The sequence below is a fragment of the Halomonas bluephagenesis genome (genome assembly GCF_054790765.1).
In genome coordinates this window covers 1,522,533-1,543,103 of the sequence record NZ_CP133631.1, presented here as the reverse complement: position 1 = coordinate 1,543,103, position 20,571 = coordinate 1,522,533, and the positions used below count along the sequence as shown (strand labels likewise).

The window sequence follows — 20,571 nt, the reverse complement described above, 5'->3', positions numbered from 1 at the left end:
ATTGGCTTTTTTCTTTTCTTGAGGAGTTGTTCAGCGCTTTACGGCTACCGGGGCATTTAATTCAGCACGCTTAGCCAGTAGCTCGAAAACACCTGGGTAAGCGGGGCGTTTTAAGTAGCGCCCAGCACCACGCTCGGCGTGCAGTTCACCGTCTCGCCATACCCATTTACCTTGGCTAATCGTGTGACGGGCAATGCCGCGCACCGTTTTGCCCTCAAAGATGTTGAAGTCGACATTTTGATGGTGAGTTTTGGCGGAGATCGTACGTGTGCCATTGGGATCCCAAACCACAATATCGGCATCGGCGCCCACTTGGATGGCACCTTTACGAGGATAAAGATTGAAAATTTTGGCGGTATTGGTGGAGGTCACGGCGACAAACTCCTGAGGCGAGAGTTTGCCGCTGTTAACGCCTTCATCCCATAGCACTGCAAGGCGATCTTCTACCCCGGCAGTGCCGTTAGGAATCTTGGTAAAGTCATCTTTGCCTGCGGCTTTTTGATCTTCACAGAAGCAGCAGTGGTCAGTGGCAGTGGTTTGCAAATTGCCAGATTGCAGGCCATGCCACAGCGCTTCTTGATGCCCTTTGGGGCGGAACGGTGGGCTCATTACGTGGGCGGCGGCGGTTGCCCAGTCGGGATGTTGGTAAACGCTGTCATCAATGAGTAAGTGTCCTGCCAGGCACTCGCCGAATACTGGGTGGCCTTGCTGGCGGGCATAGGCAATTTCATCGACGGCGTCTTTGGTGGATACATGTACCAGATAGACCGGCGCCCCTAGCGTGCTGGCAATTCGAATCGCTCGGCTGGCGGCTTCACCTTCTACCTGTGGCGGGCGGGAAAGTGGGTGAGCTTCCGGCCCGGTAATGCCCTGGGCCAGTAATTTCTGCTGCATGTGGTAAACCAGTTCGCCGTTTTCGGCGTGTACCGTAGGCACTGCGCCCAGTTCAAGGCAGCGTGAAAAGCTTTCCACCAATATGTCATCAGTGGCCATAATCGCGCCCTTGTAGGCCATAAAGTGCTTGAAGCTATTCACCCCATGTTCGCGCACCAGGGTACCCATTTCCTCTTTGACGCTTTCATCCCACCAGGTGATTGCCACGTGGAAAGCGAAATCAGTGGCGGCTTTTTTCGCCCCCCCTTGCCACGTCTCAAAGGCTTCTAAAAGTGATTGGCCTGGGCTTGGAATGACAAAGTCGATAATCGTCGTGGTACCACCCGCCATAGCGGCGGCGGTGCCGGTGTAAAAATCTTCGCTAGCCACCGCGCCCATAAACGGCATTTGCATATGGGTATGAGGATCAATACCGCCGGGCATTACTAACTGGTTGCTGGCATCAACGATTTCGCAGTTGTCGGGGAGGTCCAAGTTGGTGCCGATGGCGTGTATTTTTCCGTCGATGCACAGTACGTCAGCGCGGTAAGTGTCGGCATGGGTAACGACGGTGCCGCCTTTGATCAATAAACTCATTATGAAATCCTCGTGTGATTCATCAACAGGGCTACTCACCATCAGTGAGGCGGGGGTAGGCATCTGGGCGACGATCACGGAAGAACTGCCAGTTATTGCGTACCTCGCGCACCATATCTAAATCAATTTCATGCACCAGTAGCTCGTCTTCAGTTTCGCTGGCCTGGGCTTCGATTTTGCCGCGTGGGTTAACGATGTAGCTGGAGCCGTAGAAGTCACCGATATTCCAGGGCGCTTCAGTGCCCACGCGGTTGATAGCGGCAATGAAGCAACCGTTAGCCGCGGCGGAAGCAGGTTGCTCAAGCTCCCATAAGTATTGGGAGAGTCCTGCCACGGTAGCGGAGGGGGTGAAGATCACCTCAGCACCATTGAGCGCCAGCGCACGCCAACCTTCAGGGAAATGGCGGGCATAGCAGATATACACACCAATTTTGCCGTAGGCAGTGTCGAAGACCGGCCAGTTTGATTTTCCTGGTTTGAAGAAGAACTTCTCCCAAAAACCAGCAACTTGAGGAATATGAGTTTTATGATATTTGCCGAGGTAGCTGCCATCGGCATCAAACACGGCGGCGGTGTTGTAGTAAACGCCGGTCTCTGTTTCTTCGTAGACGGGCACGATGATTACCATGTGGTGTTCGGCAGCCAGTTTTTGCATCATCTGACACGTCGGGCCTTCTGGAACACGCTCTGCGGCGGCATACCATTTTCCATCTTGGCTTGGACAGAAGTACGGCTGGTTAAATACTTCTTGAAAACACAGTACTTGCACACCCTGTTCGGCGGCCTGCTGAATCATTGGCAGGGGTGCTTCATTCATCGCGTCGCGGATCGCCGCAGGGTCTAAGTCGGTACTGGTTTTGAGGCCCATTTGAATTAAGCCGATTTTCATTTTCTGCATGGAACATGCCCTCTCAAGTCATACGTGCCAACCGCATGCGGACGCATGTCGGTACGTTACTGGTCAAGTAACAAGTTTGTGGTCACGTGGCGTGCAGCGGCGTCTTACCGTGCCTTTTTCGCTTAGCCTTGCTTGTGAAACTTGCATTGATAATAGAGTGATGCAAGCGAGGTTAAGCGAGCGTCTTATTGTTGTTTGTAAAGTTGTCATGTTTGACAGCTTTTTGAACATAGTCCGTTATTAGGTGTTGTTTCAAGCGTTTTTTGATAATTTTATTTTGTTGGCTTAACTCTTTGATTTTTTAGTATTTTTATTTCTTATAGTGCTGTTTTTGCTAAGTTGGTGAAGTACTGCACGATGTTAGTGATTTTTAATTTTTTCTTTTAAAACATAGCGTTGTATTAGTTTAATTTGAATATAAAACTTTTTTTCGCATCTTTTTGGTGCGTATTTTCTTTAAATAGCTACGCTTATTAATGGCTTTGAAGAGCTACAAGGCGAATAACAACAATCACGCTAAAAGTAAGTGTATGTCTGCCTAGTAAGTCAGCTTTTTGATCAATGGGTTAGTGTTTGTGCTTTTGGTTTAGGCACGCTTATTGCTCTTAGAAGACTGGAATCGTGAATATAATGGGCAACAGCACTGCTGAGGAGACTATATGACTGGCTCAACATCCCGAATGGTGGACAGAGAGGGGTTAATTGAACTCGACGTAGGCACAGACGTAGGTGATAGCCCTCGTTTTAATAAAGATATTGCACCCACTCAGGCGATTGAGCGAACTTGGAGCAAATGGAACATTGCTGCACTTTGGGTGGGTATGTCGATTTGTGTACCTACCTACACGCTGGGGGGGGTGTTAACCGCCTACTTTGGCCTTAGTGTTGGTGAGGCGCTTTTTGCCATTTTGTTAGCCAACGTGATCGTATTGATCCCGCTCACCCTAAACGCCTTTCCAGGCACTAAATTTGGGATTCCCTTTCCTGTTGTACTGCGATCATCGTTCGGTATTTTAGGTTCTAACGTGCCTTGCTTGGTGCGTGCTCTAGTTGGCTGCGGCTGGTTTGGTATTCAAACTATGTTTGGTGGCTTGGCTATTCATCTTCTGTTATCCGAACTGGTTCCCGCTTGGGCTGCGCTGGGGGGAGTAGGTGAGGTGATTGGCTTTTTTGTATTCGGCGCAACGAATCTCCTAGTGGTCATTCGTGGGGCAGAGTCGATTAAGTGGCTGGAAACCTTAGCGGCGCCATTGTTGCTCGCCGTGGGGATTGGGTTAATGACGTGGGCGTGGCCGCACATGTCGATGACTGAGCTATTAGCGCAACCGCCCTCGCGCCCAGAAGGAGCTTCGGTATATGGCTACTTCTTTGCGGGCTTAACCGCTATGGTGGGTTTTTGGGCGACGTTGTCGCTGAACATTCCCGATTTCAGCCGGTTCGCTAAAAGCCAAAAAGATCAAATTGTTGGCCAAGTGATTGGGTTGCCGCTGACAATGTTCTTCTTTGCAGCGTTGGGCGTTGTATTAACCGCGGCGTCAGAGTCGCTGGTGGGGCAAACGGTTGCTGACCCGGTGCGTTTGATTGGCTATATCGAAAGCCCTTTCTGGGTAGTGCTTGCCATGTTGCTAATCATTATTGCCACGATTTCTACTAATACCGCCTCGAATATTGTTTCTCCCACGAATGACTTCCAGAATATTGCCCCGAAGCTGATTAACCAAACCCGCGGCGTCCTTATGACAGGGGCCGTGGGTGTTTTACTGATGGGCTATGATCTTTTGCAAAAGGCGGGACTCATCGCTCAAGGCGTATCTCTTGAACAGATGTATTCAAACTGGCTGCTAGGGTACTCCAGCCTGCTTGGCCCCATCGCAGGGATCATGGCTGTGGACTATTTTCTAATTAAAAAGCAGCGTTTAGATGTGCCTAGTCTATATATGGATAACCATGCTTATCCTGCGGTGAATATAGCGGGCTTTATCGCGTTCGGCGTGCCGGTGGCGCTTACGCTAATATCGCTACTAACCGGCACCATGAACTGGTTCTATGACTATGGCTGGTTTACAGGGTCCGCGCTCGGTGCGATTGTTTATTATGTCGCAAGCCACGTTTTAACATCGTCTTCCCAGGTAGGACCCGCGCCTCACTTGGCCAGTGAGACGGCAAAACAGCCATAAACTCACTACATATAAACATCGCCAATGATCGAAGCTCGGCCAAGTGCCGAGCTTTGATATTTTTTGCTTGGCATAAACTGGTGATTTATTTTGTGCCTTTCACAAATCCTAAAAATGCATCCACCACCCGGTTGGGGCGGCGGTCATGGCGAGTGATTAGAACAAACGGAATCCGGTAGCGCTGGGTGGCCGGGTGAATGACGCGCATCTTTTCTGCGTTAACCCATTGAGCGGCTACGTGTTCTGGAAGAAAGCCGATAAAGCGTCCAGTGAGAATCAAAAACGCGGCACCTTCCCGATCAGAAGCCGATGCTTGTAGATTTAACCCATCATGCGCTTTACGTGCATCGCTAGGGAGTGGGTAGCGAGGTGTTATCGCTGGGTAAGCAGCTATCTGCTCAGCCGTCAGCGCTTCATCGATTTCACTAAACAAGGGGTGGCCGGCAGCACAGTAAAGAAACGAAGGCTCATCGTACAATAAGTGCGTTTCTAAGCTGGTAGGTAAATTAACCGCGGGCACCACACCGACATGCAAGTGTCCATCCATCACGCTCCGAATAACGGCATCCGAAGGCTCCATGTGAATATTAACGGTGACTTCATGGCTTGGCGCTGTCAGCTCGGCGAGCGCATGGGTAACATGCATAGCGGGCAAGGTGACCAAGTTATCGGTGATGCCGATATTCAGTTCGCCCTTGATGGTATGATGCAGTGCATTTACATCGCTTTTAAAGGCTTCTAGCGCGGTCAGTAGCGTTAACCCCGCTTGGTAAATCTCTTTGCCTTCTTCGGTTAAACTAACCCCGCCTCGGCCACGCTGGCATAGCGAAAAGCCTAGCCTGCCTTCTAAATCATTCATGTGCTGGCTAATGGCTGAGCGACTGATGCCTAGAGCGGTTTCTGCGGCGGGGAAACCACCACATTCCACCACCGTTTTAAAAATACGCACTAAGCGCACTTCGTAGTCACTCATTTGGCCTAAAGATGCCATGGCAGCCTCTTGTTAAGTAAAATAACGACTTTTATGAGCATTTTTGCTGAAAATTGATATACATCAAACACAAGCCAAGCCACTATCTAGAGCCGCTTACGAGGAGCCGCTGTGGTGTATCTTTCAACGTTCTTTTTATACTGTATCAGGTGTGCTGCGGGATACCTGAATAAGGCCTACGTATAATGCTGCTACCTCGCAGTGATCGAGTAACTAAAAAAAGTCAGGTATTACCTGACTTTCGGCGTCAAAAGCGGCGAGTTATTACGATCTATATTTTGTCGTTATGTATGATGATTACGCTGTTTGGCTGGTTGCTTAAAGGCCAGTATCACCAGGAAGTCAATGCGGCTGAATCCCGTGTGATTGCCCGTGCGAATGTGGTGTCAGAATGGGTAAAAGGCATGTTCGGGCAAAGCAGCCAAGGCTTGTTTAGTCTGGCCGAGCTGCTAGATATTCACCAAACAGGCTCTTCAGGGCTAGACAGCTTAGAGGCTGATCGTGCGAGTGCCGTTCAGAGAGCGCTAGACAATCTTACTGAGTACGTACCGCTGATCGATAGTGTCGGAGTGTTGGACGCCCAAGGGCGTCTACGTTTAAGCAGTGACGATAATCGTCATGTTGGGGAGGAGTTTGGCAACAGCGCTTTTTTCCGTACCTTTAAGCAAGGTGGCCAAGACGAAATGATGACGCCGCTTATTTGGTCGGCGAGCAAGCAGCGTTTCTTTCTTTATCATGGCCAGCGTTTAGTGAATGACCGAGGTGATTTCGCTGGTGTGATTATGTCTCGCATCATGCCGCATATCCTGGACGATGCGCTGAAGCAAATGCGTGTGTACGAAGGTGAAAGCATGGCACTGATAGATGAACATCTAAAAGTGGTTGCTCGGCACCCACCTCCCCATGAAGGAGTAACCATTGGTAGCCAAATTAATGCACCTGACACGCAGCAGTGGTTAGACAGCGAAAACCTTTCTCGGACGCTAACCACGATCTCACCTCTTGACGGGAGTAACCGCTTATTCCACATGCAACGGATTAGCGAATATCCGGTGTTTGTTGTGGTGGGCGTTGACCTTCACACGCTGATGACGGGATGGCGTCAGCGCTTGCTGGTATTATTGTTGGTCGTTGGTTTGATTACGCTGTTGGGGGCCTGGGGCGTTCGCCACTACCTAAACCGTCTCACGTTAGCTTATCAGCTGCATGAGCGAATAAAAGAACGAGAGCTAGCACGGGCGGAAGCGCAAGCGCGTGGGGCACGTATGGATGCCTTAGTCCACTCGATCCAGGATTTGATTTTTGTATTTGATGTGGAAGGGCGCTTTAGCTATATCCATGCAGTTGCCCCTGAGCAGTTACTTATTAATAGCCAAGATGCGCTGGGAAAGCACTTTTCACATGTCCTACCTGTTCCCTTAGCCCGCGCATTTGCCGCCGTTTTTGAAAGAGTGCAGCAGTTTCATCAAGTAGAAAGGTTTGAATATCCACTGACCATTGACGCACAGCCACACCATTTTCATGCCACCGTAAGCCCGCTAATAAGTAGTGCCGGACAATTTGAGGGAGTGTTATCGGTGAATCGTGATATTACCGAAGCGAAGCGCGCAGAAGTAGAACTACAGATTGCTGCGGCCGCTTTCCAGGCGCACCTAGGTATCATGGTGGCGGATGCGCGGGGAAATATTTTAAAAGTTAATGATACGTTTAAGCGCATAACGGGCTATAGCGATGCCGAGGTGATCGGTAAGAACCCTCGCATGTTTAGCTCGGGTCACCATAACGCAGCGTTTTATCGCCGTTTGTGGAAACGGGTAATAACCACAGGAAGTTGGGAAGGAGAAATCTGGAATCAGCGTAAAAACGGTGAGCTGTTCCCTGAGTGGCTGACAATCAGCGCTGTCTACGATGCTGACGGCATGCTCACTAACTACGTTGCTACTATGAGTGATATCAGTGAGCGCAAAGCCGCTGAGCAAGAGATCCATCAGCTAGCGTTTTACGATCCATTAACGGGCTTTGCAAATCGGCGCCTGTTTATGGACAGGATGGAGGCCGCCTTAAAAGAGCTAACCCGCCACCAGCGCTGCGGGGCGTTATTGGTGGTCGATATTGACCGTTTCAACCATATTAACGATACCTTGGGGCACCTCGCCGGCGATCAGTTGCTGCAACGGGTTGCCCAGCGATTTGGCCAAATGTTGCGCGATACCGATACATTGGCTCGCCTGGGTAGTGACGAATTCGCAGTGCTTGTTGAGGGCGTCGATGGAAGTCCTCGTCAGACGCGGCGCTTAGCAGAACATATTGCCCAGAAACTTCTCGTCGCGCTTGATGAGCCGATTAGTTTTGCTGAAGAGCACGTCATGGTGACCGCATGCATTGGGATTACTATCGTATCCGATAGTCAGCGAAGCGCCGAGGACTACCTTCAGCAGGTCGACATGGCTTTATTACAAGCGAAAGCGAGTGGGCGTCGTGCCATACGCTTTTTTGATCCTTCGATGCAGGCAACGCTGCTTGCACGGGTTAAGCTTGAAGCCGATTTGCGTCAGGCATTGGAGAGTCATCATTGGCGCCTCTATTACCAGCCTCAGGTTAATCGCTTCGGCCACTTTACGGGGGTTGAGGCACTGCTGCGCTGGCAGCATCCAGAGCGTGGAATGGTCTCACCTGGGGAGTTTATTCCGTTATTAGAAAGTACCGGGCTAATTAATGAGGTCGGTGAGTGGGTCATTGAAGATGCGTGTCGCCAGTTAGCCTGTTGGGCCGCAATGCCACATCTGCGTGAACTGACGATTTCTGTGAATATTAGCCCACTGCAGTTTCGCGATAGCGATTTTTTATCTCGCTTACAGCAGATTTTTATTCGTACAAAAGCACCGCTCGAACGCCTCAAGTTAGAAGTTACTGAGTCGCTGTTTGTGGAAGCGCGAGACGATGCTCGTGACAAAATGCTTAGCCTGAAAGCCCAAGGTGTACGTTTTTCTCTGGATGATTTTGGAACCGGCTATTCATCGCTGGCGTATCTTGCGCAGTTGCCGCTTGATCAGCTAAAGATTGACCAGTCATTTGTCCATCAAGTGTTAGAGAGCAGTGCCAATGCGGCCATTGTGGAAAGTACGATCGCTCTGGCGAAAAGCTTAAATCTTGATGTTATTGCCGAAGGGGTAGAAACAGAGGACCAAAAAGCATGGTTGTTGGCTCATGGCTGCCATGCTTTCCAAGGCTATTTATTTGGTCGCCCTATGCCAGTAGACGCTATTGAGGAAGCGTTCTTGGCTCAGCCCTCTTAGCTCTGGGAAAACATTAGCCCAGCAGCGCTCCTGATGATTGCAGTTCTGTCAGTAAATTCGTGTGGGTATCGGCGTCATTGTCAGCGGTAATCCCCTCAAGCCGCGAATCCTGTCGCCAAGCGCTGCTTCCGACACTAAGTGCTCCATCGGCTCGATTAAGCTGCTTCCAGCCCTGCTCGGTATGAAAGACGCCTTTTACTCGTGCAGATGAGGGAAGCTCACCTAAGTGGGCGGCCAAATAATCAAGATCAAAGCGTTCACTGGGGTGCCAGCGAAGGCCTGTGCTGGTGTATCCAAGGGAGCTGGCGGTCTTTTGTTGAGGTTGGCCAAGCGGAGGAGCAACATCAAAAAAAGCGCCTTCCAACGTGAGGGGTGCTGTTATTTGACGATGTGTATCAGGAATGGTCGCATCGTCGTGGGCGCTGGTTTGGCCGCTGTCCATCAGCAGTGATAGTGGCATCGTGCCATGTTCAATGCGGTGAACCCACTTTCGTGGTGGCCAGAGCTTCGTCACAAACTGCTGTGCTTGTTCGTGTTGTTCGACGCTTGCCTGCTCACCCATAGTGATGGCGATGGCATCGGCCATCGCCAACTGGTCTTGAAAGGTCTCGTGTTTACGGACTCTGGGCTCATCTAGACGGCGCGGATCTAGGGTGGCAATAATATCGTGCACGGCCACCACATCTTGAAAGGCTTCGCCGCGTAGCAAGTCGAGTAAGCCAGCGGGATGGCCTAGCCCTGATGGTTCAATAATGACGCGGTCTGGCTTGTTGCGGGCGAGTAAGTTGACCAACGCAGCCTGTAGCACAAAGGCCAGCTGGCAACATAAACAGCCACCAGGTAGCCCTTTGACGACGACATCGTTGCGCTGTTCAAACATCGCTTGGTCAATGCCAATCTGGCCAAACTCATTGACTAAAATGGCCCATTTTTCATCCACAGGCTTTTGCTCAATTAGGCTGTGGATAAGCGTGGTTTTACCGCTGCCGAGAAAGCCAGTAATGATATGCACAGGCACGCGAGTGGCTGACAACGTTTAACCCCCTGTCATATTCATAAAACGCACCACCTGGACATCGCCGTCGGTAGTGAAGTGATGGCGCTCGGGTTTGAGCGGTAAGGCGTTAATAATGGCCGTTTTCAATGCCTGCATATTGCCGGGATGCCGACGTAATACGGCACGTAAATCGACGGAGTGTTCATTGCCCAAGCAGAGCAGCAGACGGCCTTCAACGGTTACCCGCACGCGGTTGCAGCTATCGCAAAAGTTGTGGCTGTGGGGCGAAATAAAACCGACACGACTGTCGCTGTCAGCCATTTTAAAATAGCGCGAAGGCCCAGGTGTGGTTTCCGTTGACGGCATGAGTGGGTAACGTGTCTCGATCAGCGCTTGAACGTCGTCACTAGAGTAAAAGGTTTCGGCCCGGGAGTGATCAGACACATCGCCCAGCGGCATCTCTTCGATAAAGCTGATATCCAGCCCTTCATCGCGAGCGAAAGCGACGAGGTCCAGCACTTCATCATCATTGCGCCCCTTTAAAATCACAGCGTTAAGCTTGATGCGTTTAAAGCCCGCTTCTTTAGCGGCGTGAATGCCGTCAATCACTTTCGCTAACTCACCTGTCCGAGTCAGCTGTTTGAAGCGTTCGGGATCAAGGGAGTCGAGACTGATATTGAGCCTGCGCAGCCCCCCTTGATAGAGTCGTTCAGCGTGTTTACGTAGGCTCGCGCCGTTCGTGGTCATGGTGAAGTCGTTGAGCCCCGGCAGCGCGCCAATGTCGTCCACGAGCTGCTCAATGCCTTTACGCACTAGCGGTTCGCCACCGGTTAAGCGGATTTTCTCAACGCCTAGTTCGGTAAACGCCTGAGCCACCATGGCAAGTTCTTCCAGCGTAAGCACCTGAGCTCTTGGCAGGAAGGTCATCTCTTCGCTCATGCAGTAAACGCAGCGAAAGTCACAGCGATCCGTCACGGAAATGCGTACATAACTGACACGGCGGCCGAAATCATCAATGAGTTTTTCAGCAATTGGTTGTTTGGTCATTGCCACCTCGTCAGTGGTTGGATGCAGACTGCGTCGCCTGGCTGGGCGCCTGCTTGATCATCACCTAGTTCAATCAGACAGTTAGCAGCTACCATCGAGGTTAAAATCCCAGACCCCTGCGCTCCAGTGCTACGTACCTGTAACACGCCGTGAGCATCGCTTGAATAAATGCCACGTATAAAATCGGTGCGCTTTAGGCGACTTTTTAGCGGCGTTTGGGTAATGGCTGGTAAACGCCTCGGTGGGACGGGGGGTTGTTTTTGTAAACGTTCCAATAATGGCACCACGAATTGACTAAAGGTTACCATGACCGCGACGGGGTTGCCGGGTAAGCCTACAAATGGTTTGCGCGATTCACCCAGCCAGCCGCAGGCCATGGGGCGTCCTGGGCGCAGAGCCACACGCCAAAAAGCTAATTGGCCTAATGTTTCCAACGCTTCCTTTGTGTAATCGGCGTGGCCGACAGAAACGCCGCCACTGGTAATGACTAAATCACACTGCCTAGCCGCGCTAGCTAGGGCGTTTTGAATGATGCTGGGGTCATCAGGCAAAATGCCTAAACCAGCCACTTCGGCACCCTGTTCGTTGAGCAAGCCCATCAATGTAAAACGGTTGGTATCGTAAACGCCCGCACTGGGCAGCGCTTCGCCAGGAGGCGTGACCTCATTTCCAGTGGAGAAAATAGCCACCTTCGGGCGCTTGAAAACGCAGACCTCACCATAGCCCAATGATGCTATTAACCCCAAACAGGCGGCATCTAGCCGTGTGCCGGCTACCAGAGCTACCTCGCCTATCGCAATATCTTCTCCCGCTTGGCGCACATGCTGGCCATGGCTAACTCGGTCGGGGGTATCGATGGTGGCATTACCGCCATGCTCGATAAGCTGCTCACGCATGATGACGGTGTCGGTGCCCGACGGTAAGGGGGCACCGGTGGTAATACGCACACATTGGCCGAGAGGCACGGCGCCCTCAAACGCCTGTCCGGCAAAGGCTTCGCCTACAATCGTCCATTTGGTTTGATGAGGTTGCTGATCCGGCCACGCCAGGGCAATACCATCCATGGCTGAATTGGTGTTCTGTGGCACGTTAATTGGCGCGGTGATATCAGTGGCTAGCCGTCTGCCATAGGCTTGGCTAAGTGGTGCGGATTCTACCGCAACGGGCTGCTCAACCAAGGTCAACAGCGCTTCCCGTGCGGCGTCAACGCTGAGCATTTGCTCACCAAGTTCGAAGCATGACAGGCTCATGTCGCTTCCTTCGAGGTAGGGCCCTTAGAAACAGCGCTTAGGGCTAGCTCCAAGCGGGATTTTTCTTCCTCGGTATTGAGATTGGCAAACGTTTCCGGACAATCCGACATATCTACTTTGCACCACGAATGGCGGGCGTACCAACGGTCGATTTTACGCTCGCCCTCAGCCAACGCGTTCGCCAGGTCGTCGGCAAGCGAAGTGCGCAGCAGCGCGACGACTGGGTGCAAGCGCTCGCCGTCAAACGCAACCGCGATATCGTGCTCGCCACTCTGTGTGGTGATGCCCGTTACCATTCGCGCCACTAGGTCATTGGGGAGGGCAGGAGAATCGCAGGGAGCAACCAGTAGCCAGGGCGTTTTAGCGGCGCGTAGCCCACTGTAAATGCCCATCAGCGGGCCTTTAAAACCGCCTTCAGCATCCTCAATAACTCGTGTTGCAAACATCGCATAGGCATCAGTGTTGCGATTGGCGTTGATCAATAGTTCGGCCACATGGCCATCAAGACGTTTAGCCACATGGGCAACCAGTGGTAGCCCAGCGAATGGTTCAAGGCCTTTGTCCCGTCCTCCCATGCGGCGGCCTTCACCACCCGCGAGAATCATGCCAGTGAGGGTTTGAGGTGTGATCATATACCGGCCTCCTTAGACGTACGCGCGCTGGGTGGTTTGGCTGGAATGGCATCTAACGTTAGGCGGTTAGCCGTATTAATCGCCTGGAAGCTTTTGCCTTTCGCCCGAGCAATCAGCATCACGCCGAAGCGTTCTGCCAGCTCTACGCCTTTTTGGGTCACCCCGGAACGTGAAACCAGCACGCTGATACCCATTTGCGCCACTTTCAACACCATTTCGGAGGTCAGGCGGCCAGTAGTATAGAAAATATCAGCACTGCTGCTCTCGGCCTGATTGAGCCACTGGTGGCCTGCCAATGTATCCACCGCATTGTGACGTCCGACATCTTCAACAAAGTCGAGCACGCGGCTCTGATGGCACAGTGCACAACCGTGCACTGCTCCCGCGCTGCGGTAGGTTTCGTTATAGGTATTCAAATTGGTTAGCAACTGATAGAGCGTCGACTGGGCAAGCGGTGTCTCAGGTAATTCAGAGAGCGATGTTTGTTCGAGTAATTTGCCAAATACGGTGCCTTGACCGCAACCCGTGGTGACGGTGCGGGTACTCAGTCTATTATCTAAATCGTCGGGTAAATAGTCGGTGACAACAGCGGCGGCTTCCACCTCCCAGTCCACTTGTACCACCAATAGGTCTTCTGCACGACGCAGTAATCCTTGGTTACGTAGGTAGCCCACGACAAGCGCTTCAGGGTCGTCGCCCAGCGTCATTAGCGTGACAATTTCGCGCTTATTGAGATAAACCGTTAGCGCGCGCTCTGCGGCGATGGCCTGGTGGCGAGTGTCACCGTAAGCATCCATCACATCGATTGTCGTCGTGGCCGGTAAGTGGGCTCGGCTTAGCTGAAGGGCGGGCATCCGCAATCCTCGTTGGAACCTAATGAAGAACCATGTAACGCATACATGTAACTTATAATAGTTGAGTAAAACACTCTGAGTTGACGATGATGGCGCTCAAAAGGCTTACTTGTCTACCCGTTCAAGGTCTAAGGTGGTCTATCCGTATGAGTGATAATCTGCGCTCTTTGAGCATTACCTTGGTGGCAGAACCCAAGCAGGTGAGAGGCTTCACCTTAACGCAATGGCGTATCGCTGAGCTTACACCAGGTGAGCAGGGTGACTATGTGCTTAGCCTTCAGCTTTATATGACTGAGCGTGCTGCCTACCGCTTTAACCTCACCTCGGCAACGCCCCGTTTGTTTGTTCGCGCTGGTTTTACCGGCCAAGCACCTAAGCCTGACGCTATCACCGCAAGCCAAGATGTTGCGGCGGGCTGGCTTGATGGTGAGCAGCAGGTGCTTGAAGCGCCAATGCCAATGGCGATTCAAGTATGGCTGGAAAGCTATTTGGCACGCCATGGTGAAGCACCGCCAGAAAGGCGTAAAAAGAAACATAAGGGAGCTGGTCGCGCTAAAGAAACCCCGACCAAGGAGCAGCCCCAGTGAGCCGACTTGAACGCTGGTCACGTAAAAAACGTGGCGTTGAAAGCGATGAGGCAGACGCAGGGTTAGATCCCCCCCCCATCGGCAATGCAGAGTCAGAGATAGAGGCCGGCGCGTTGAGCGCTACTGCCAGTGATGAGGAGTCGTTGGATGTAGAGGCTACCGTTGAGGACCTGCCACCCCTTCCTGGTAGTTTGGATCACACCTTACCTGACCCCGACTACCTACCAGCAGGCAGTGATTTCAGCGCTTTCATGGCGCCAGGTGTTAGCGCTGCACTACGCCGACGTGCCCTGAAACGGCTATGGGCCACCGGTAACTACAACGTACGCGATGGCTTGGATGACTACGATGCTGATTATCGTCAGCAGCTAAAGCCTATGACCACTGAACTGGCAGGCAAACTGCGCCGCTGGGCAAATAAAGCAGAAGAGGCGTTAGAACGACCAGCAGAAACAGATGATGAGGGCAGCATGGATGAAAGTATTTCTACCCCATCGAAAGATGTTAGTACCTGTACAAGCGATGGCAGTGTTGTACAAAAAGCGCCACTAGACGACCAGTCTGATTCATCTGATGACGATGTAGACGAATGTATAAAAAAGAAATAATTCTATTATAAACAACAGGTTGATTTGGTTTTAGTGATGAAGCGTTGAGACGCTAATGCGCTTTAAAGTGGCAAAAAAAGCGTAGGCACCATACGCTCAAGGTAGAGAAAGCGCTAAGATATACTCTTAAAGTAGAAAACAATGACTTTTAATTATAAGAAAAACGACTTTCTGACCGTGAGAATGCATGAACCAACGAATCCAACTGGCATCGATAGATGACCAGATCAATGTCACTGCCCGCGAAGCGGTGCGTCAGCGTATCTCGTGGCCGGTTAACTTAACGCCTGCTAACGTGACCTATCACAGTCGTGGCCATGCGCTGTTGATGGGTAATGCACACGACGTTAGCCAAGCCGCCCGAGCGTTACAGGGCCAAGGCTTAGCATCGTTGACGCTGCTGACAACTGATACTGCACTCGATTTACCAGCCGCCAGCGAACCACTCATCTGCCAAACGCTAACCGATACCCAGCAATCTCAGCTGCGCATCACCGGCTATCTAGGTGCCTTTCAGGTCGAAGTAGTGCCCGTGGATGATGCCACGCTCAACCTAGCCCAAGCACTGATTGAGCGTGATGTTTTTGACGTGGTGCTCGACTTAACGGCAGCAGGCGGGCCGAACGGAACTCAGTCATGGGAAATCCCACCGCCAGGCTATGTCCGCCTGGACTGGTTGGCCCAAGAGGCTCAGCGCCGCGAGGTGTTGGAAAGCGTTGTTGAACTCGTCGGTGAGTTCGATAAGCCACGTTATTTTCAGGTTAATAGTGATCTCTGTGCACATTCCGCGAGTGGCAATGTTGGCTGTACGCGCTGTTTGGATGTTTGCCCCGCAGATGCTATTTCCAGCATTCAGGGACGCATTGAATCGCGTATTGAGATTGACCCATTCCTTTGTCAAGGGGTGGGCAGTTGTACCAGTGCTTGCCCAACCGGTGCGATTGAATTTCGCCTGCCGGAAACTCGTCGTCAGCAAGATACCTTAGCGACTTGGCTTGCCGCTTACCGTGAGGCGGGTGGCCAAGCGCCGGTGATGCGCTTTATCACCCATGACTCCCTCGATGCTGAGCGCAAAGCTGATGCTGTTACGCCAGGCCATCTGCTTGATGTCCCGCTTGAAGAGCTGGGGGCTGCTGGTCACGATCAGTGGCTTACTGCGTTAGCGAACGGGGCTGCTGAAGTGCGTATTCAGTTACACGCTGAGATGCCGCCTCGTTTAACTGCGTTCATCGCTCATCAAGTCGCCCAAGCCCACGGGCTGCTTGAAGCGCTGGGGCACGACACCGCGCGGGTTAAGCTGCTGCAGCCGGAGCAGATTGAAGAGCGCGATGCACTTCCTAGTCTTACCCCGTTAACCGACGCTGCGCTGACGTTTACCGAACCTCATAAGCGCGCCCGCTTTAATCAAGTGCTAGCCACACTCACGGCACTGGGATCGCCTAGCAATGATCGACATGCCATGCCTGAAGGGGCGGCTTATGGTGGCATCCAAGTAGACCGTGAAGCCTGCACGCTTTGCCATGCCTGCGTTAGTAATTGTCCGACCCCGGCGTTGAAAGCAGGAGGCGATACGCCAGCACTGAGCTTCCTTGAAGCGGACTGTGTGCAGTGCGGGCTATGTGAACAAGCGTGTCCTGAAAACGCGATTACGTTGCTTCCTGGCTTTTTAGCTGCACCTGATCGCGACACACGGCATATCTGCCACGAAGAGGCAGCCTTTGAGTGCATTGGCTGCGGTAAGCCGTTTGCCACCGCCAGTACGATAGCAACGATCAAAGCGAAGCTAGCTGACCACCCCTATTTTGCGGGTGATGCGCTAGCGCGGCTAGAAATGTGCGAGGACTGTCGTGTCAAAGATGTCTGGAAAACCATGATCCGCGACCCTGATGCGCAACTAAAGGTGTAAAGCAATGAGTGATGCAATGCCCACACTTAGCGATACCGACGCACTGCGGGCCGATATTTATCAGCTTTTAGCCAGCCTGCTTAGGCAAGCACCCGACAGTGAGTTGTTGACGTGGCTAGCCAGCCTAGACATTGAACAAGACGGCAGCCGACTGGCTGAGTGTTGGGCATCGCTCTCGAGTGCCGCTAGCCAAAGCAGTTTAGATAGCCTTCAGCGTGCCCATTTTCGCCTTCTTGTTGGCGTCATTCAGGGCGAGGTAGTGCCTTACGCGTCTTGGTACCGCAACGGGGAATTAATGGAGGCAGCATTAGTTGCCCTGCGTCAGGATCTTCGGGCACTAGGGTTTGAGCGAAGCGAGCATACCCGCGAACCAGAAGATCATTTGGCTGCTGTGTGTGAGGTCATGGCGATGCTTATTGCGGCACAAAGCAGCGAGCAGAGTTACTTTTTCCAGCAACACATTGCTCCTTGGTCAAAGCGCTGTTTTGACGATCTCACCAAAGTAGACACCGTTTTTTACGCATCGCTTGGCCAGTTGGGCGGTGCGTTTATGGAAAGCGAGCAGGCAACGTTGAGCGAAAGAGCGGCCTACCAATCGGTGCGTATTGTGGAGCCAACGACAAACGCAACCGGCGCGGCGCGCGACGTCACACCGTGAGTGGCAGTGCGCAGTGGTAAGCGAATAATAGGGCCTGCGGGCCATGCATAAGAAAAAGGGCATGATAGAGGAGAAACCCATGCACACGTCACACAACCCTGAGCGCCGCCGGTTTATGAAAACCGTTGGTCTAGGTACCGCTGCCGCTGGTGCGGCCGCCGCAGTAGGTCACGTCACGCTAGCTAAAGCCGATAACACCACGTCGGTTGAGCCTAAAAAACCAACAACGAATTACCACGAAACCGACCATATTCGCGCTTACTATGCGTCGCTGCGTGATTGACGGCAAAATGCCAGGAGAACTGCCATGCGTCTAACTCGCAAAACCAATACTCCCAACGCTTCAGGGCTTGGAATCTCCCGTCGTCAATTTTTAAAGCGTAGTGGCGTCGCCACTGGTGGTGTGGCGGCTGCAGGCTTTATGGGCGCGCCGATGATGCAGCGCGCCGAGTCGGCGACTAAAACCCCCGTATTAGACTCCCCAGTTGAGACCAAACGCACCATTTGCTCCCACTGTTCGGTAGGCTGTGGTGTGTATGCAGAAATTCAAGAAGGTATCTGGACAAAACAGGAGCCTGCTTTTGACCACCCGATTAACCGCGGTGCTCACTGTGCCAAAGGGGCCTCACTACGCCAGCACGGTCACTCCACCCGTCGCCTAAAATACCCGATGAAGCTAGTGGCTGGTGAATGGCAACGGCTGAGCTGGGACGACGCGGTGAATGAAATTGGTGACAAGCTGCTTGAACTGCGTGATGCCTACGGCCCAGACAGCGTCTACTGGCTTGGCTCGGCCAAGTTTAATAACGAGCAGGCGTACTTGATGCGCAAGCTGGCCTCCATGTGGGGCACCAATAACACGGATCACCAAGCGCGTATTTGTCACTCAACCACCGTTGCAGGTGTTGCTAACACCTGGGGTTACGGTGCGATGACCAACTCGCTCAATGATATGCAGAACAGCAAGGCGATTCTGTTCATCGGCTCCAACCCGAGTGAAGCTCACCCGGTAGCGATGCAGCATATTCTCATTGCTAAAGAGCGTAATAACTGCGACATCATCGTCGCAGATCCGCGCTTTACGCGTACCGCAGCGAAAGCCAATAAGTTCGTACGTATCCGCCCTGGCTCGGACGTTGCCTATATTTGGGGCTTGTTGTGGCACATCTTCGAAAACGGCTGGGAAGACAGTGAGTATATCAGCCAGCGTGTTTACGGCATGGATGATGTGCGAGCAGAGGTTGCTCAATTCACGCCGAGTGTCGTGGAAGACATTACCGGTGTACCGGAAGCCGAGATGTTTGATGTGGCCAAGCGCCTAGCTGACAATCGTCCGGGCTGCGTGGTGTGGTGTATGGGGGGTACCCAGCACACCACCGGTAACAACAACACTCGCGCGTACTGCATTTTAGAGCTCGCGCTGGGCAACATTGGTAAATCCGGCGGTGGTGCCAACATTTTGCGTGGCCACGATAACGTGCAGGGTGCCACCGACCTTGGCCTTGGCTGTGACTCTCTGCCGGGCTATTACGGTTTGGCGGAAGGTGCGTGGCAGCATTGGTCCCAGGTATGGGATGTCGACTATGAGTGGCTAAAAGAGCGCTTTGACGATACCGAATATGCCGATGGAAAACCGATGTATTCCAGTGGTATTACAGTCTCTCGCTGGGTAGACGGTGTACTGGAAGAAGATGAAAACATCTCCCAGCGTACTGCGCTAAAGGCGATGTTCTACTGGGGGCACGCGGTTAACTCGCAAACTCGCGGGGTGGAAATGCAGCAGGCCATGCAGAAGCTTGAGATGATGGTCATCGTTGACCCTTATCCCACGGTTGCTGCTGTTATGCATGATCGCTCTGACGGCGTTTACCTTCTGCCAGCGACAACCCAGTTTGAAACCACAGGCAGTGTGACTGCTACCAACCGCTCTATTCAGTGGCGCGACAAAGTTATTGAACCGCTGTTTGAATCAAAGCCTGATCACGAAATCATGTACCTGTTTGCCAACAAGCTTGGCTTTGGCAACGAGTTCGTGAAGAACTTTGAGATGAACGGCAAGGAGCCTCTGATCGAAGACGTGTTGCGCGAAATCAACCGTGGTATGTGGACCGTTGGTTACACCGGCCAGAGCCCTGAACGTCTAAAAGCGCACCAGAAGAACTGGCATACCTTTAGCTTCGAGAACCTGCGCGCCCAAGGTGGTCCTGCCGACGGTGACTACTATGGCCTGCCATGGCCGTGCTGGGGCACACCAGAGTTTAACCACCCAGGTTCGCCCAATCTGTATGACACCAGCGTGCCGGTCATGGAAGGCGGTATGGGTTTCCGCGCCCGCTTTGGTATTGAGCGTGACGGCGTTAATTTGCTGGCTGAAGGCTCAGCACCGGTAGGCGGCGAGATTGATGACGGTTACCCCGAGTTTACCGACCAACTGCTTAAAGACCTTGGTTGGTGGGATGACCTGACCGACGTTGAGAAAATGGCTGCTGAAGGGAAAAACTGGAAAACCGACCTCTCTGGCGGTATCCAGCGGGTGGCGATTGGTCGTGGTTGTGCGCCTTATGGCAACGCTAAAGCGCGCGCCGTGGTATGGACCTTCCCAGATGCAGTGCCGAAACACCGCGAGCCGCTATACACCACGCGTCGTGATTTGGTTGAACGCTTCCCCACCTGGGATGACTTTGACTCGATTATGCGTCTGCCCACGCTGTATAAAACCATTCAGGATCGCGATAACAGCGCTGATTATCCGATTATTCTCACGTCGGGCCGATTGGTCGAGTACGAAGGGGGCGGTGAAGAAACGCGCTCGATGTCGTGGCTGGCCGAGCTGCAGCAAGAAATGTTTGTCGAGATGAACCCCGCGGATGCCAACGATATTGGCGTCCGCGATGGTGACGACGTCTGGGTAGAAGGGGCTGAGGGTGGTCGAGTGAAGGTGAAAGCACTAGTCACACCTCGGGTTGATCGCAAAGTAGCCTTTATGCCGTTCCACTTTGGCGGCATGTTCCAAGGCGAGAGCCTGCGTGACCGTTATCCGGACGGGTCTGCCCCGTACATCATTGGCGAAGCGGCTAACACAGCCACCACCTATGGCTATGATCCGGTGACACTGATGCAGGAAACCAAGTGCACCATCTGCCGAATTGAGCGCGCTTAAGCCAATTAACGTCTCGACCGACCTGACAGAACCCAGTGGG

16 protein-coding genes are annotated in these 20,571 nt (G+C 52.6%); 8 read left to right on the top strand and 8 right to left on the bottom strand.

Features of this window, described 5'->3' with window-relative positions; all coding sequences use genetic code 11:
* Positions 1 to 30: 30 nt before the first annotated feature.
* On the bottom strand, positions 31 to 1,470 hold the full coding sequence (gene hydA, locus REH51_RS06795; RefSeq protein ID WP_498937303.1) for a dihydropyrimidinase: 1,440 nt from the start codon (positions 1,468 to 1,470) through the stop codon (positions 31 to 33).
* A gap of 31 nt (positions 1,471 to 1,501) precedes the next feature.
* Positions 1,502 to 2,368: a nitrilase-related carbon-nitrogen hydrolase gene (locus REH51_RS06790; RefSeq protein WP_498937301.1), complete on the bottom strand. Its 867-nt coding sequence runs from the start codon at positions 2,366 to 2,368 to the stop codon at positions 1,502 to 1,504.
* 659 nt (positions 2,369 to 3,027) lie between these two features.
* Here REH51_RS06790 and REH51_RS06785 point away from each other — a divergent pair.
* Positions 3,028 to 4,545, top strand: a complete 1,518-nt coding sequence (locus REH51_RS06785) for an NCS1 family nucleobase:cation symporter-1 (RefSeq protein WP_009722881.1) — start codon at positions 3,028 to 3,030, stop codon at positions 4,543 to 4,545.
* An 85-nt stretch (positions 4,546 to 4,630) separates the two neighbouring features.
* On the opposite strand, the gene REH51_RS06780 is transcribed toward REH51_RS06785, so the two are convergent.
* On the bottom strand, positions 4,631 to 5,536 hold the full coding sequence (locus REH51_RS06780; protein WP_498937299.1) for a LysR family transcriptional regulator: 906 nt from the start codon (positions 5,534 to 5,536) through the stop codon (positions 4,631 to 4,633).
* Between the two features lie 185 nt (positions 5,537 to 5,721).
* Here REH51_RS06780 and REH51_RS06775 point away from each other — a divergent pair, with 185 nt between their 5' ends.
* Positions 5,722 to 8,832, top strand: coding sequence for a bifunctional diguanylate cyclase/phosphodiesterase (locus REH51_RS06775; protein WP_498937297.1), 3,111 nt, complete (start codon positions 5,722 to 5,724; stop codon positions 8,830 to 8,832).
* Positions 8,833 to 8,845: 13 nt separating this feature from the next.
* On the opposite strand, the gene REH51_RS06770 is transcribed toward REH51_RS06775, so the two are convergent.
* Genes REH51_RS06770 through REH51_RS06750 form a run of 5 tightly spaced genes read right to left on the bottom strand, consistent with a single transcriptional unit; the run spans position 8,846 to position 13,612 of the window.
* A complete protein-coding gene (locus tag REH51_RS06770) occupies positions 8,846 to 9,865 on the bottom strand; it encodes a CobW family GTP-binding protein (RefSeq protein WP_498937295.1) in 1,020 nt (339 codons plus the stop codon).
* Positions 9,866 to 9,868: 3 nt separating this feature from the next.
* Positions 9,869 to 10,876 carry a GTP 3',8-cyclase MoaA gene (gene moaA, locus REH51_RS06765; RefSeq protein WP_009722877.1) on the bottom strand — a complete coding sequence of 336 codons (1,008 nt, stop codon included), beginning with the start codon at positions 10,874 to 10,876 and terminating at the stop codon, positions 9,869 to 9,871.
* Positions 10,873 to 12,126, bottom strand: a complete 1,254-nt coding sequence (gene moeA / locus REH51_RS06760) for a molybdopterin molybdotransferase MoeA (RefSeq protein ID WP_498937293.1) — start codon at positions 12,124 to 12,126, stop codon at positions 10,873 to 10,875. Before moeA ends, moaA begins: the two co-directional genes overlap by 4 nt.
* Positions 12,123 to 12,758, bottom strand: coding sequence for a molybdenum cofactor guanylyltransferase MobA (gene mobA / locus REH51_RS06755; protein WP_009722875.1), 636 nt, complete (start codon positions 12,756 to 12,758; stop codon positions 12,123 to 12,125). The genes moeA and mobA overlap by 4 nt, the downstream gene beginning before the upstream one ends.
* Positions 12,755 to 13,612 carry a formate dehydrogenase accessory sulfurtransferase FdhD gene (locus tag REH51_RS06750; RefSeq protein WP_009722874.1) on the bottom strand — a complete coding sequence of 286 codons (858 nt, stop codon included), beginning with the start codon at positions 13,610 to 13,612 and terminating at the stop codon, positions 12,755 to 12,757. Before REH51_RS06750 ends, mobA begins: the two co-directional genes overlap by 4 nt.
* Positions 13,613 to 13,758: 146 nt before the next feature.
* On the opposite strand from REH51_RS06750, the gene REH51_RS06745 reads away from it, so the two are divergent.
* The 6 genes from REH51_RS06745 to REH51_RS06720 all read left to right on the top strand — a co-directional run bounded on the left by REH51_RS06745 (position 13,759) and on the right by REH51_RS06720 (position 20,531).
* Positions 13,759 to 14,199, top strand: coding sequence for a DUF3305 domain-containing protein (locus REH51_RS06745; protein WP_009722873.1), 441 nt, complete (start codon positions 13,759 to 13,761; stop codon positions 14,197 to 14,199).
* Positions 14,196 to 14,807 (top strand): DUF3306 domain-containing protein, encoded by a 612-nt coding sequence (locus REH51_RS06740; protein WP_498937291.1) that lies wholly within the window; start codon positions 14,196 to 14,198, stop codon positions 14,805 to 14,807. The genes REH51_RS06745 and REH51_RS06740 overlap by 4 nt, the downstream gene beginning before the upstream one ends.
* 187 nt (positions 14,808 to 14,994) lie before the next feature.
* Entirely contained in the window at positions 14,995 to 16,713 is a 1,719-nt protein-coding gene (locus REH51_RS06735) for a 4Fe-4S binding protein (RefSeq protein WP_498937289.1), read from the top strand.
* Between the two features lie 4 nt (positions 16,714 to 16,717).
* Complete coding sequence (locus REH51_RS06730) at positions 16,718 to 17,371, top strand: TorD/DmsD family molecular chaperone (RefSeq protein ID WP_009722870.1); 654 nt, start codon at positions 16,718 to 16,720, stop codon at positions 17,369 to 17,371.
* Between the two features lie 79 nt (positions 17,372 to 17,450).
* Entirely contained in the window at positions 17,451 to 17,654 is a 204-nt protein-coding gene (locus REH51_RS06725; RefSeq protein WP_498937287.1) for a twin-arginine translocation signal domain-containing protein, read from the top strand.
* Between the two features lie 24 nt (positions 17,655 to 17,678).
* Positions 17,679 to 20,531 carry a molybdopterin-dependent oxidoreductase gene (locus tag REH51_RS06720; RefSeq protein ID WP_498937285.1) on the top strand — a complete coding sequence of 951 codons (2,853 nt, stop codon included), beginning with the start codon at positions 17,679 to 17,681 and terminating at the stop codon, positions 20,529 to 20,531.
* Positions 20,532 to 20,571 lie beyond the last annotated feature (40 nt).

Coding starts and splice junctions, on each gene's coding strand:
- hydA (WP_498937303.1), bottom strand. CDS start 1,470: ATGAGTTTATTGATCAAAGGCGGCACCGTCGTTACCCATGCCGACACT.
- REH51_RS06790 (WP_498937301.1), bottom strand. CDS start 2,368: ATGCAGAAAATGAAAATCGGCTTAATTCAAATGGGCCTCAAAACCAGT.
- REH51_RS06785 (WP_009722881.1), top strand. CDS start 3,028: ATGACTGGCTCAACATCCCGAATGGTGGACAGAGAGGGGTTAATTGAA.
- REH51_RS06780 (WP_498937299.1), bottom strand. CDS start 5,536: ATGGCATCTTTAGGCCAAATGAGTGACTACGAAGTGCGCTTAGTGCGT.
- REH51_RS06775 (WP_498937297.1), top strand. CDS start 5,722: ATGCTGCTACCTCGCAGTGATCGAGTAACTAAAAAAAGTCAGGTATTA.
- moaA (WP_009722877.1), bottom strand. CDS start 10,876: ATGACCAAACAACCAATTGCTGAAAAACTCATTGATGATTTCGGCCGC.
- moeA (WP_498937293.1), bottom strand. CDS start 12,126: ATGAGCCTGTCATGCTTCGAACTTGGTGAGCAAATGCTCAGCGTTGAC.
- mobA (WP_009722875.1), bottom strand. CDS start 12,758: ATGATCACACCTCAAACCCTCACTGGCATGATTCTCGCGGGTGGTGAA.
- REH51_RS06750 (WP_009722874.1), bottom strand. CDS start 13,612: ATGCCCGCCCTTCAGCTAAGCCGAGCCCACTTACCGGCCACGACGACA.
- REH51_RS06745 (WP_009722873.1), top strand. CDS start 13,759: ATGAGTGATAATCTGCGCTCTTTGAGCATTACCTTGGTGGCAGAACCC.
- REH51_RS06735 (WP_498937289.1), top strand. CDS start 14,995: ATGAACCAACGAATCCAACTGGCATCGATAGATGACCAGATCAATGTC.
- REH51_RS06730 (WP_009722870.1), top strand. CDS start 16,718: ATGAGTGATGCAATGCCCACACTTAGCGATACCGACGCACTGCGGGCC.
- REH51_RS06725 (WP_498937287.1), top strand. CDS start 17,451: ATGCACACGTCACACAACCCTGAGCGCCGCCGGTTTATGAAAACCGTT.
- REH51_RS06720 (WP_498937285.1), top strand. CDS start 17,679: ATGCGTCTAACTCGCAAAACCAATACTCCCAACGCTTCAGGGCTTGGA.